Source organism: Burkholderia sp. AU33803, assembly GCF_002223095.1.
Classification (GTDB): Bacteria; Pseudomonadota; Gammaproteobacteria; order Burkholderiales; family Burkholderiaceae; genus Burkholderia.
The window spans coordinates 2380769-2392461 of record NZ_NKFJ01000006.1 but is presented as its reverse complement, the minus strand read 5'-3'; the positions used below and the strand labels follow the sequence as shown (position 1 = coordinate 2392461).

The following is an 11693-nucleotide window of genomic DNA, read 5'->3' as shown; positions in this document are numbered from 1 at the left end:
AATGACATGGATCAGGATATTCAACAGATGCTTCGCCGTTATCGCGATCAGGACATTGATTTGCAGCAATTGCGAGCGTGGTTGGACAGCGAACGCACACGTGTCGACGCGCAAATTCCACGGGGTCAACTGCTCAAGCTCAAGCGAGGAAGCGAAGCACAGAGCAATGGAGCGGTGGCGCAGCTGCTTCCGGCATGCGGGTACTGTCTTAGTGTTGGTTCGCCCAAACAGTTCGTATCCCGTCAGGAATATCAACAATATTCCCAACGCCGCGACGCCGCGGTTGCCAGCGGAGTCCTTGCGGAAATTGCCCCCCCTCCTTTTGATTCCGAGGGGCCCGGCTCGGCTGGTTCTGCAATGTACTATCGTTGCACCCGATGTCATTCCATCTGGGTATTCGTGGAGCCGGAGAGGGCGGACAACGGCTTATGGGACAGGGTTCTTTAGAATTCGGGAGATGGTGGTGGGAGGGGTAGGCATGATGGAACAACAGAACCTCTTTACGTTGCCCGAGGATTGGTGCGAGTTTGCGTGTCCCCGCTCGGAGTGTGATGTCGACCATGTGCGAATCCAGGTAGAACTTGAAGTCGAGCTTCACCCTGCCCCCGATTTTATGAACATAAGCTGAGGGTGATGGCGCATGCCACGGGTACTGACGACGTTCGTTGCGCCCACACGGACGAGTCGGGGCGTTACTCGATCATTCACCTTACTTGGGGAAGGCGCCCTGAGCTAGGTGCCTGCCCGACCATCGATTTCGATTTCGATGGCGACTGGCATGACGTTTGTCGCTATTTTGGCCATGTCACTGACGTGCTGGACCGAGTTGCAGAAGACGAGCGCCTCGGGCGGCGCGAGCCGATGACCACGACGGGAACGCCTTCACGGCCGGTCGTGATTCGTTGTAACAAGCAGAATGACGTCGAAAGATGATCGCCAGTGCTTTATTCCGGCCGTAAGGCGAGGATCGATATTGAGCCTGGTCGGCTGATCATGGCGCAATTATAAGCGCAGCGCTGCGGATGGCCGGGCTGGGCAGCCGCGATAGCAGCCGCCCGATATCACCCCTCACCACCCAATATTGCAAGACGACCGCGACGTCCCCGCACCGCCGGTAGCCGTGCACTTCGTCCCCGCACCGTTGTCATAGAACGTCCGCGTTTCCGGTTGCGGCACCGAAGGATCGAACGGATTCGGTGCGCCATTTGGACCGCGCGGGGCATCATACGGACGCTGCGGCGCATACGAACCGCCACTACCAGCAGGCCGCGATCCGTTAGCGCGCAGGTATTCATTCCAGTTCTCCGCGCGCTGTTCATATCCAGGCACCGCGCGACCAAAACTATCGCTGCCACCCGCGCCGAGCGCGACTCGGTTCGTCGGCAATACAAAATCGGGCTCGTGCTCAACCGAAGGCGTCGGCACCACGAGCGCATCGCCCGTCACCCGCAGCGGTCGCGTATCCGGCGTATCGAACGGACTGCGCTCCGCCGGCGCGGCGTACTCTAGGCGACCGTGGCCCATTCGCGCCGCACGCCTGTCATCCCGAGCAGCAGCCCGCCGCTCCGAACGAAACACATTGGCACCCACCGACCGATCGGTCAGCGAATCGCGTCCGGAAGCATCGGCGGCAGAAACAGAAAGCGCACACGCGATCGCGGCGGTGGCGGAGAAAAGGCGAGGGAGATGATTCATCAGCGTTCCGAAGCAGGTGATATGCGATGAGAAAAAAACGGCAGATCACTGGCTGGCGGCTGGGCGACGGACGGGCGTCGAGGCGGCCCTGAAGCGACTGCGAGGCGCTGGGTATACGACTCACAGGAAGGCTGGCTGGATTGCAGAAGCGAATTCGTATTATTTCATAAAAATAACAACGAGCTTCCAAGTGTTTAGTTTTGTTTGTAAACAGTAGGATTGACCGCCTCGACCCACCGCCCCAAGTTGGTGCCGACCCAATCAATCATCAGTCGATTGATTGACGATGAACTGGCCCTTATCAACCCGAAAACGCATCACACGAAATCCGAGACCGCCAAAAGCCAAGCGCAGCAAGGCGCCCACCCAATCAGCCCCACCTAATAGCAACCCAATTGCACCCCAGGCAAACGTTCCCACCCCTCAACCGGTTGCGCCCCCATCGCCACCACCTCCCCCCAAAACCCTCCGTGTTTTCCCTCGGTCGACCGGCATTTTTGACAGACGATTTAAAAACGCCCATATAATTTCGACTGCCTTGCCAATGGCTGTCGGACCATCCCTCCGAACAAGCGATTTGGCAAGCGGGGCAGGCGAAACGCTTGCGCAATGCAAGACGCATCACGATGTCTTTCCGAACCAGACGTCCCCATCGGGGACTGCAAGAGCCGGGCCCCGCTACGCAACATTCCGCCGGAGTTCCGTCTTCTATGTGTCTCGGGCGTGTCCCATGTCCTCGCCCCGGGTGCTGTTCGATTGCGCAAGTCATGCCGCCTTTGCCCGTATGACTAAACAACATCGAGGAGCTCCCAGATGACGCTGTCCCGTCTTACGTCCATTTCCGCCGCCGTGCTGTTCGCCGCCGGCGCCGCCGCCGCGCAAGCGGAAACCGTGAAGATCGCCATCGCTGGTCCGATGAGCGGTTCGGTCGCCCAATACGGCGACATGGTGAAGGCCGGCGCGCTGACCGCGATCGAGCAGGTCAACGCTGCAGGCGGTGCGGGCGGCAACAAGCTTGAAGTCGTGATGATGGACGACGCATGCGAACCGAAGCAGGCCGTCGCCGTCGCCAACAAGATCGTCAGCCAGAAGATCAAGTACGTGATCGGTCACGTGTGCTCGGGTTCGACGATCCCGGCCTCCGACATCTACGAGAACGAAGGCATCGTGATGGTCACGCCGTCGGCCACCGCGCCGCAGCTGACCGAAGGCAAGAAGCGCCACTTCATCTTCCGCACGATCGGCCGTGACGACCAGCAAGGCCCGGCCGCCGCGCACTACATCATCAACAACGTGAAGCCGAAGAAGGTCGCGGTCCTGCACGACAAGCAGTCGTACGGCCAGGGCATCGCATCGTCGGTGAAGAAGGACCTCGAAGCCGCGAAGATCCCGGTCGTCCTGTTCGAAGGCATCAATGCCGGCGATTCGGACTACTCGGCGATCATCACGAAGCTGAAGTCGCAAGGCGTCGACTTCGTCTACTTCGGCGGCTACCACCCGGAAATGGGCCTGCTGATGCGCCAGGCGCGCGAGCAGGGCGTGAAGGCCACGTTCATGGGGCCTGAAGGCGTGGGCAACAAGGACGTGACGGCGATCGCCGGCCCGGCTTCGGAAGGCATGCTCGTCACGCTGCCGGCCGACTTCTCGGCCGATCCGGCCAACGCGGCGCTCGTGAAGGCGTTCGCGGACAAGAAGCGCGACCCGAACGGTCCGTTCCAGATGCCGTCGTACGCCGCGGTGAAGATCATCGCCGACTCGATCGCCGGAGCGAAGACGACCGATCCGACCAAGGTCGCCGCGTACATGCACAAGACGACGTTCGACACGCCGATCGGCAAGGTCGCGTATGACGCCCAGGGCGACCTGAAGGCGTTCAAGTTCGTCGTGTACACGTGGCACAAGGACGCGACGAAGACCGCCGCCAAGTAAGACGGAGTACCCGCCCGCGCATGCCGCCCTGTCCGAGACCCGGACGGGGCGGGTGCGTATTGGCCGCGCATCGGCCCTTTGCGCGGCCCTGCGGCGGCCCGAGACGACACCGTGCGTTGCGCGCGGCCACGCCGTGATCCGGCGACGGCAGGCGACACGACGCCAACGGGAGCTTCCCGCACATGACTGACTTCTTTCCTCAATTCGCCCAGCAGCTGGTCAACGGCCTGACGCTGGGTGCGATCTATGCGCTGATCGCCATCGGCTATTCGATGGTCTACGGCATCATCGGCATGATCAACTTCGCCCACGGCGAGATCTACATGATCGGCGCGTACGTGGGCCTCGTGACTCTCACCGCCATCGGCATTTCCGCCGGCTATCCGCTGCCGCTCGTGCTCGGCGCCGCGCTGATCGTGTCGGTGATCGTCACCGGCCTGTACGGTTTCGCGGTCGAGCGCGTCGCGTATCGGCCGCTGCGCGGCGGCCCGCGCCTCGTGCCGCTGATCTCCGCGATCGGCATGTCGATCTTCCTGCAGAACTACGTGCAGATCGGCCAGGGCGCGCGCGACGTGTCCGTGCCCGTGCTGATCTCCGGCGCGTTCGACATCCATCTCGGCGGCGATTTCGACGTGACCATCCCGTATTCGCGACTGATGATCGTCTGCGTGACGCTCGTGCTGATGATCGCGCTCACGTTGTTCATCTCGCATTCGCGGATGGGCCGTGCGTGCCGCGCATGCGCCGAGGACATGAAGATGGCGAACCTGCTCGGCATCGACACGAACCGCGTGATCTCGTTCACGTTCGTGCTCGGCGCGATGCTGGCGGCCGTCGGCGGCGTGCTGATCGGGCTGACGATCGGCAAGCTGAACCCGTATATCGGCTTCGTCGCGGGCATCAAGGCGTTCACCGCCGCGGTGCTCGGCGGGATCGGCAGCATCCCGGGCGCGATGCTCGGCGGCGTGCTGCTCGGCCTTGCTGAAACCTTCGCCGCAGGCTACATGCCGGCCGAGTACAAGGACGTCGTTGCGTTCGGCCTGCTCGTGCTGATCCTGCTCTTCCGCCCGACCGGCCTGCTCGGCAAGTCGGACATCGAAAAGGTTTGAGGGAGACGCAGATGAGTCAAGTCATTTCCGTTCGCCGCCCGGCCGCCGACGCCTCGATCGGCCAGGCGCTGAAAAATGCCGTGGCCGCCGCGTTCCTGACGGCGATCCTCACGATTCCGGTGCTCGGGCTGCAACTGAAGCTCGAAGGCTATCAGGTGGTACTCACGCCGCACTGGCGGCCGGTGTGGATCGCGGTCGCGGGCGTGTTCCTGTTCCAGCTGTTCAAGCCGTGGCTCGTGCGCGCGAAATCGTCGGTGAAGCTGCCGGCGCTGCCCGCGATGGGCGCGCAGCAGCAGCGCGTGATCGTCTGGGTGCTGCTCGCGGTCGGGCTCGTGTGGCCGTTCTTCGGTTCGCGCGGCGCGGTGGACGTCGCGACGCTCGCGCTGATCTACGTGATCCTCGGCCTCGGGCTGAACATCGTGGTCGGTTTCGCGGGACTGCTGGATCTCGGCTATGTCGGGTTCTACGCGGTCGGCGGCTATACGTACGCGATGCTGAACCAGTACTTCGGGCTGTCGTTCTGGGAATGCCTGCCGCTCGCCGCGATCGCGGCCGCGACGTTCGGCTTCCTGCTCGGCTTCCCGGTGCTGCGGCTGCGCGGCGACTATCTCGCGATCGTCACGCTCGGCTTCGGCGAAATCATCCGCCTGCTCGCGAACAACCTGACGAGCCTCACGGGCGGCCCGGACGGCATCTCGGGCATCCCGAAGCCGACCGTGTTCGGCTACGAGATGGCGCGCAGCGCGAGCGTCGAAGGCGCGAAAACTTTCCATGAACTGATCGGGCTGGAATACAGCGGCGACCACGTGGTGATCTTCCTGTACCTGCTCGCGCTCGTGCTGGTCGGCTTCACGCTGTTCGTGACGAGCCGCCTGATCCGCATGCCGATGGGCCGTGCGTGGGAAGCGCTGCGCGACGACGAGATCGCGTGCCGTTCGCTGGGCCTGAACCCGACGCGCATCAAGCTGTCGGCGTTCACGCTGGGTGCGGCGTTCGCCGGTATCGGCGGCGCGTTCTTCGCGGCGCGCCAGGGCCTCGTGAATCCTGAATCGTTCACCTTCATCGAATCGGCGCTGATCCTCGCGATCGTCGTGCTCGGCGGGATGGGCTCGCAGCTCGGCGTGATTCTCGCGGCGATCCTGCTGACCGTGCTGCCGGAAGTCGCGCGCGGCTTCGCCGAGTACCGGATGCTGATCTTCGGTCTCGTGATGGTGTTGATGATGATGTGGCGTCCGCAGGGCCTGCTGCCCGCGAGCCGCCCTCACGTGGAGCTGCCGCAATGAGCGCGAATACGGAACTGTTGAAGGTCGCCGGGCTGCAGATGCGCTTCGGCGGGTTGCTCGCGGTGGACGGGATCGATTTCGACGTGCGACGCGATGAGGTGTTCGCGATCATCGGGCCGAACGGCGCGGGCAAGACCACGGTGTTCAACTGCGTCGGCGGCTTCTACAAGCCGACCGGCGGCGACGTCGTGCTCGACGGCCACGCGATTGGCGGGCTGCCGAGCCACAAGATCGCGTTGAAGGGCCTCGTGCGGACATTCCAGAACATCCGCCTGTTCAAGTCGCTGACCGTCGTCGAGAACCTGCTCGTCGCGCAGCACCGCAAGGTGAAGGCGGGGCTGCTGCCCGGCCTGTTCTCGACGCCCGCGTATCGCCGGGCCGAGAAGGAAGCGCTCGAACGCGCGGCCGTGTGGCTCGACCGGATGGGGCTGACGTCGGTCGCCAACCGGCCGGCGGGCACGCTGTCGTACGGGCACCAGCGGCGTCTGGAGATCGCGCGCTGCATGATCACCGAGCCGCGCCTCCTGATGCTCGACGAGCCGGCGGCCGGCCTCAACCCGCAGGAGAAGATCGAGCTGCAGCACCTGATCGACAAGCTGCGCCGCGAGTTCGGCGTATCGGTGCTGCTGATCGAACACGACATGAGCCTCGTGATGGGCGTGTCCGACCGCATCCTCGTGATGGAGCACGGCCGGCCGATCGTGATCGGCACGCCGGAAGCGGTCCGCAACGACCCGCGCGTGATCAAGGCGTATCTGGGGGAAGAGTGATGCTGAAGCTGGAACAGGTCCATACGCACTACGGCGCGGTCGAGGCGCTCGCGGGCGTGTCGATCGAGGTGAACAAGGGCGAGATCGTCACGCTGATCGGCAGCAACGGCGCCGGCAAGACGACGCTGATGATGACCGTGTGCGGCACGCCGCGCGCGTCGTCGGGCCGCGTGCTGTTCGAGGGCAAGGACATCACCGCGATGTCGACGCACCAGATCATGCGGCAGGGGATGGCGATTTCGCCGGAAGGGCGGCGCGTGTTCCCGAGCCTGACGGTGCTCGAGAACCTGAAGATGGGCGGCTTCTTCGCGAGCCGTCACGAGATCGACGACGGCATCGAGCATGTGTTCAAGCTGTTTCCGCGTTTGAAGGAACGCGCGACGCAGCGGGCCGGCACGATGTCGGGCGGCGAACAGCAGATGCTGGCGATCGGCCGCGCGCTGATGAGCAAGCCGCGTCTGCTGCTGCTCGATGAGCCGACGCTCGGTCTCGCGCCGCTCGTGATCGCGCAGATCTTCGACATCATCCGCACGATTCGCGACGAAGGCGTCACGGTGTTCCTCGTCGAGCAGAACGCGAACAAGGCGCTGGGCGTGGCCGATCGCGGCTACGTGCTCGAAACGGGGCGCGTGGTGCTCGCCGATACGGGCGCGAACCTGCTCGCGAACGATCGCATCAAGCAGGCGTACCTCGGCGGTTGATGCCGAAAGCCGCCGGCCTGCAACGGGCCGGCGGCGCTTCCCGTTTTGCTTTCTCATGCAAGGCCGGTTCCCGGCCTTGTCTTCATCCGATCCTGAAGGTGCTTTTCAGCACGTCGCGCAGATGCAGCGCGGCGCGATTGCTGTCGTCCGTCAGGATGGTGATCAGGTGCGGCGGGAGATCGGGGAGCACGATCCCGGCGACGTGGCTCGTCAGGTTGCCGGACACGCGATCGTGCTCGATGAGGCCGACCGCGAGGCCGTTCGCGATACACGCCTCGACCGCCGGCGAACTGGCGCTCTCGAGCAGCATCCGGTGCGGGATCTTCGCCTTCTTCAGCGCGTTCAGCGCGGTGTCGCGGTACGGGCAGCCCTGCAGTTGCACGGCAATCGGCAGCGGCGCGTCGGGATTGAACTTGAAGGTTCGCGCGGCGACCCACACCGGATGGGTCTTGCTGAGCAGCTCGCCGTGCGGCGTCGCTTTCGGCACCACGGCGATCGTGATGTCCAGCTGGCCGCGTGCGAACAGCGATTGCAGCTCTTCGCTGGAGCGTGCTTCGACCGTCAGTTCGAGCAGCGGCCGGTCGGCGGCGAAGCGCGGCAGGAATTCCGCCATGAAATGCGCGGCGTACGAATCGGGAATGCCGAGCCGCAGCTTGCCGGTCAGCATCTGCGGCGACAGCGATTCGACGAGCCGGTCGTGGCTCAGCAGAAACTCGGTGGTGTCGCTGAGCAGCTTGTGGCCGTACTGCGTGAGTTCGACGGCCTGGTTGTTCCGCGTGAACAGGCGCTGCGCGACCATCTCCTCGAGCTTCTGGATCTGCGCGGTGACCGACGACGGGCTGCGATTCACATGAGCGGCCGCATCCTTGAAGCGGCCGAGCTTCGCGACGGCGTGGAAGGTTCGCAGCAGGTCGACGTCCAGGGTGCGCGGCATGATTTGGTTTTTCCGAATCAGTGATTCAGGTAATGTCGATTGACGGAATTATTGAGCATCCCATATTCTCGGTCAACAGGCAGACAACGGCAGGCAGCCGGTCGCGCGGTGCACGTATCCGGGGAACGATTCATGTCGATCAATGATTTCGTTGTAGATGCATGGGTGCGGGACAGGAGGTTGAAGGCCGAGTCGGTATGGACGGTCGAGAATCACGAAAAGTATTCGACGCTCAAGCGCAGCGACGATGACGCGAGGAGAAAGGCGGCCGGGCGCGAGGTGTTTTCGCTGATGCGCAACCTGAACGAGCTGGGCGTGCGGAGCCCCGCGCCGTGCGCGGACGGCGACGGCAACGGTTCGTTGTGCGAAGCGATCGGCAAGTTGAGCGAGCGGCTGGCGCTGCAGCGCGCGCTCCGGGACGACGCCGAACTGCAGTATCACCGCCTCGGGCTCGAACCGATTCGTCCCGGGGATCTGGCGGACCCGCGCCTGTCCTCGGCAACCTTCTGAGAACCGTCGCTCCATGCAGCTATTCCTGCTCCAGTTCGTTTTCGTGTTGTCGTGGAGTTCCGGCTTCATCGGCGCCAAGCTCGGCGCGGAGACGGCCGGCGCGTTCAACCTGCTGTTCTGGCGGTTCCTGCTCGTCACGCTGTGCCTCGCGATCGTCCTCAACCGGCAGCTCGGGCGCCTGACGTGGGAGAAGCTGCGCTATCACGCGGTGATCGGCTTCCTGTCGCAATTTCTTTACCTGGCCTGCGTGTATGTCGCGATTCAGCATGGCCTACCGCCCGGCATTGCCGCGATCGTCGCCGCGATGCAGCCGCTCATCACGGCCGCGATGACGTCGCTCGAAGGCAGCGAGCGCGGCGGGGCGCGCCAGTGGGTGGGGCTCGTCGTCGGGTTCGTCGGCGTGGGCATCGTGATCGGCGGGCAGTATGCGCTGCCGGCCGGGTCGGTCGGGCTCGTGATGTACCTGCTGCCGCTGGTGTCCGCGCTGGGGCTGTCGATCGCGACGATCTATCAGCGGCGCCGCGCGCTGACGGCCGCGCGCAGCAACGAGGACGGGCTGTTCCTGCCGCTGTTCGTGCAGGGCGGCGTGAGCCTCGTGCTGTTCGCGGTATGCGGGATCGTCACCGGTGACCTGCACGTGCCGACCCAGCCGAACGTGTGGGTGTCCGTCGTGTGGCTGACCGTGTTCTCGACCTTCATCGCCTACCTGTCGCTGTGGGCGCTGCTCAAGCGGATGCCTGCGACGCGCGTGGCGACCCTCGTCTATCTCGAACCGCCCGTGACGCTGATGTGGGCCGCGTGGATGTTCGGTGACCGGATCGAGGTGACGACCTATCTCGGCATCGTGGTCGTCGCGATCGGCGTGTGGCTGGCCGGCAAGCACGTGGAACGGCCCGCACGGGCGCGGCGGACGAACGTGGGGGCGGCCGGCCGTTGATGCACTGGTTGCGCGCGCGGTTCCGGTGTAGCGTCGCGGTACTGTCACGACCCGCGCAGGAACCCGATGAAAGTCAAACGGATCGTCGCCAATATCGACACCCGGTCAGTCGACGACGCAAGGCGCTTCTATCAACGGATCTTCGGCCTCGACCTGCTGATGGACCACGGCTGGATCGCAACCTACGGCAATGCCGAGCAGATGGACGTGCAGATCAGCTTCGCATCGGAGGGCGGATCGGGCACGCCGACGCCCGATCTGTCGATCGAGGTCGACGACGTCGATGACGCACTCGCACGCGTGCTTGCGGCCGGGATTCCGGTCGAGTACGGCCCGGCTGACGAGCCGTGGGGCGTGCGGCGGTTCTATGTGCGCGATCCGTTCGGCAAGCTGGTCAACGTACTTGCGCATCGCTGACGCTGCACGCCGGGGCGGCTTGGCGGGTATTCACGCATGCAAAGCCAACCCCTTCACCGCCTTGTCGACCGCCTTCTTCGGCCCATGCAGCGCCAGCCCGACGAAGTCGAGATTCTCCGCATCGCCGGCACGAAACACCTCGCGGTTGGCCGCGTCGTGCCCGGTCGAAAACATCGCCTGCACGTAGGGCACGATCGTGAGCTCGCGCGACAGCGCCTGCCGGTGAGCAGCCTGCAGGCCGTTCAGGTCGGCCGAGAACACCAGCATCGGCTGGCCCAGCATGCGGCCGTAGCGGCGTCCCGCCGCATCCTCGTACGGCTCGCCGAGCGCTTCGGGGGCTTCGGCCGCGACGCCCGTCGCGAGAAACGCAACGACATTGAGTTTTTGCCACGCCGCGAGATCGTCGCGCACGATCAGCGCTACCTTGGTATCGAACATGAGTGCTCCTTGTAGAGACGCTCATGATCGGCGGCCGCGCGCGATCAGTCTGGAACGTTTGTGCAGAGTTGCCGGTAAGCGGCCGGCGTGATCCGGTACGCGCGGCGGAACCAGCGCCCCAGGTGGCTCTGGTCGGCGAAGCCGACGTCCGCGGCCGCCTGCGCCGGCGTGCGGCCGGCCGCCAGCAGCCGACGCGCGGCACGCAGCCGCAAGCGCACCAGGTACGCGTGCGGCGACGTGCCGAACGCCCGCTGGAACAGCCGCGTCAGCCGGAACCGGTCGATCCCGGCGACCTGCGCGAGTTCGTCGAGCCCGATGTTGCCGTCCATGTGTTCATGCAGCAGATCGCGCACGCGTGCGATCGCGGGCGGCACGACGGCGCTTTCCAGCACGACCGGCCCGCGCAGTTCGCCGCCGAGCCGGATCAGCAGGCGGTCGAGCGTCTGGTCGCGCGCGAGCTTGCCCTCGTTGCCGTGGATCGCGAGAAACGCCTGGCGGATCGCGTCGACGAGGCCGCGATCGTCGACGAGCGTATGGCCGAACGACGCCTCGACGCCGCCGAGGCCCGGCAGGTCCAGCCGTCGTGCGGCGCGCTCGACCCACGCTTGCGGCAGGTACAGCATCCCGTAGGTGAAGCCGCCGGCTTCGGGCGCATGGCCGTCGTGCAGCGCGCCCGGCTCGATCAGGATCGCGCGGCCCGGCACGCTCGTATGCACCGACCGGTGGCACTGGAATTGCTGTACGCCTTGCTCGGTGAAGCCGACCAGCATGTCGTCGTGATCGTGCGCGTCGTAGGCATGGCCGTTGAAATGCGCATGCAGGCTTTCGATGCCGGTTTCCGCATCGCGCCGTGCGACGAGCCAGTGGCCGGTTGTGTCGATGGGCTTCGCGGGTGTCGTCATCGGATGCGTTGCGCGTCGTCGTTTCGTGACGAATAGTGTACGCAGGTCGCGGGGCAGTGGGGGCGGGT

12 protein-coding genes and 1 pseudogene are annotated in these 11693 nt (G+C 64.8%); 9 read left to right on the top strand and 4 right to left on the bottom strand.

Going from position 1 to position 11693, the window contains the following annotated elements; translation table 11 throughout:
• The first annotated feature begins 6 nt into the window (after positions 1-6).
• Entirely contained in the window at positions 7-447 is a 441-nt protein-coding gene (locus tag CFB41_RS28090) for a hypothetical protein (RefSeq protein WP_256941229.1), read from the top strand.
• A 621-nt stretch (positions 448-1068) separates the two neighbouring features.
• Here CFB41_RS28090 and CFB41_RS28085 read toward each other — a convergent pair.
• Positions 1069-1695, bottom strand: coding sequence for a hypothetical protein (locus CFB41_RS28085; RefSeq protein WP_089458707.1), 627 nt, complete (start codon positions 1693-1695; stop codon positions 1069-1071).
• An 813-nt stretch (positions 1696-2508) separates the two neighbouring features.
• Between CFB41_RS28085 and CFB41_RS28080 the strand changes: the two genes are divergently transcribed.
• The 5 genes from CFB41_RS28080 to CFB41_RS28060 all read left to right on the top strand — a co-directional run bounded on the left by CFB41_RS28080 (position 2509) and on the right by CFB41_RS28060 (position 7487).
• On the top strand, positions 2509-3624 hold the full coding sequence (locus CFB41_RS28080) for a branched-chain amino acid ABC transporter substrate-binding protein (protein ID WP_089426904.1): 1116 nt from the start codon (positions 2509-2511) through the stop codon (positions 3622-3624).
• Positions 3625-3806: 182 nt separating this feature from the next.
• Entirely contained in the window at positions 3807-4733 is a 927-nt protein-coding gene (livH, locus tag CFB41_RS28075) for a high-affinity branched-chain amino acid ABC transporter permease LivH (RefSeq protein ID WP_041493199.1), read from the top strand.
• Positions 4734-4744: 11 nt separating this feature from the next.
• Positions 4745-6016: a high-affinity branched-chain amino acid ABC transporter permease LivM gene (locus CFB41_RS28070; protein WP_089433085.1), complete on the top strand. Its 1272-nt coding sequence runs from the start codon at positions 4745-4747 to the stop codon at positions 6014-6016.
• A complete protein-coding gene (livG, locus tag CFB41_RS28065; protein WP_069252315.1) occupies positions 6013-6786 on the top strand; it encodes a high-affinity branched-chain amino acid ABC transporter ATP-binding protein LivG in 774 nt (257 codons plus the stop codon). Before CFB41_RS28070 ends, livG begins: the two co-directional genes overlap by 4 nt.
• Positions 6786-7487: an ABC transporter ATP-binding protein gene (locus CFB41_RS28060; RefSeq protein WP_039366289.1), complete on the top strand. Its 702-nt coding sequence runs from the start codon at positions 6786-6788 to the stop codon at positions 7485-7487. The genes livG and CFB41_RS28060 overlap by 1 nt, the downstream gene beginning before the upstream one ends.
• 82 nt (positions 7488-7569) lie before the next feature.
• On the opposite strand, the gene CFB41_RS28055 is transcribed toward CFB41_RS28060, so the two are convergent.
• The gene (locus CFB41_RS28055; protein WP_089433083.1) at positions 7570-8421 is read right to left on the bottom strand and encodes a LysR substrate-binding domain-containing protein; all 852 of its coding nucleotides are present in this window, start codon (positions 8419-8421) and stop codon (positions 7570-7572) included.
• Between the two features lie 393 nt (positions 8422-8814).
• On the opposite strand from CFB41_RS28055, the pseudogene CFB41_RS38345 reads away from it, so the two are divergent.
• The 3 genes and pseudogenes from CFB41_RS38345 to CFB41_RS28040 form a co-directional block, all read left to right on the top strand.
• A pseudogene (locus CFB41_RS38345) lies at positions 8815-8931 on the top strand (2OG-Fe(II) oxygenase); the annotation flags it as partial.
• Positions 8932-8944: 13 nt separating this feature from the next.
• Positions 8945-9868 carry a DMT family transporter gene (locus tag CFB41_RS28045; RefSeq protein ID WP_089458705.1) on the top strand — a complete coding sequence of 308 codons (924 nt, stop codon included), beginning with the start codon at positions 8945-8947 and terminating at the stop codon, positions 9866-9868.
• A gap of 66 nt (positions 9869-9934) precedes the next feature.
• On the top strand, positions 9935-10285 hold the full coding sequence (locus tag CFB41_RS28040; protein WP_089458704.1) for a VOC family protein: 351 nt from the start codon (positions 9935-9937) through the stop codon (positions 10283-10285).
• A 30-nt stretch (positions 10286-10315) separates the two neighbouring features.
• On the opposite strand, the gene CFB41_RS28035 is transcribed toward CFB41_RS28040, so the two are convergent.
• The gene (locus tag CFB41_RS28035; RefSeq protein ID WP_089458703.1) at positions 10316-10723 is read right to left on the bottom strand and encodes a DUF2000 domain-containing protein; all 408 of its coding nucleotides are present in this window, start codon (positions 10721-10723) and stop codon (positions 10316-10318) included.
• A 44-nt stretch (positions 10724-10767) separates the two neighbouring features.
• Entirely contained in the window at positions 10768-11625 is an 858-nt protein-coding gene (locus CFB41_RS28030; protein WP_089458702.1) for an AraC family transcriptional regulator, read from the bottom strand.
• Positions 11626-11693 lie beyond the last annotated feature (68 nt).

Bases quoted from the DNA above. Each gene is read 5' to 3' on its own strand.
- CFB41_RS28090 (WP_256941229.1), top strand. From the start codon at position 7: ATGGATCAGGATATTCAACAGATGCTTCGCCGTTATCGCGATCAGGAC.
- CFB41_RS28085 (WP_089458707.1), bottom strand. From the start codon at position 1,695: ATGAATCATCTCCCTCGCCTTTTCTCCGCCACCGCCGCGATCGCGTGT.
- CFB41_RS28080 (WP_089426904.1), top strand. From the start codon at position 2,509: ATGACGCTGTCCCGTCTTACGTCCATTTCCGCCGCCGTGCTGTTCGCC.
- livH (WP_041493199.1), top strand. From the start codon at position 3,807: ATGACTGACTTCTTTCCTCAATTCGCCCAGCAGCTGGTCAACGGCCTG.
- CFB41_RS28070 (WP_089433085.1), top strand. From the start codon at position 4,745: ATGAGTCAAGTCATTTCCGTTCGCCGCCCGGCCGCCGACGCCTCGATC.
- livG (WP_069252315.1), top strand. From the start codon at position 6,013: ATGAGCGCGAATACGGAACTGTTGAAGGTCGCCGGGCTGCAGATGCGC.
- CFB41_RS28060 (WP_039366289.1), top strand. From the start codon at position 6,786: ATGCTGAAGCTGGAACAGGTCCATACGCACTACGGCGCGGTCGAGGCG.
- CFB41_RS28055 (WP_089433083.1), bottom strand. From the start codon at position 8,421: ATGCCGCGCACCCTGGACGTCGACCTGCTGCGAACCTTCCACGCCGTC.
- CFB41_RS28045 (WP_089458705.1), top strand. From the start codon at position 8,945: ATGCAGCTATTCCTGCTCCAGTTCGTTTTCGTGTTGTCGTGGAGTTCC.
- CFB41_RS28040 (WP_089458704.1), top strand. From the start codon at position 9,935: ATGAAAGTCAAACGGATCGTCGCCAATATCGACACCCGGTCAGTCGAC.
- CFB41_RS28035 (WP_089458703.1), bottom strand. From the start codon at position 10,723: ATGTTCGATACCAAGGTAGCGCTGATCGTGCGCGACGATCTCGCGGCG.
- CFB41_RS28030 (WP_089458702.1), bottom strand. From the start codon at position 11,625: ATGACGACACCCGCGAAGCCCATCGACACAACCGGCCACTGGCTCGTC.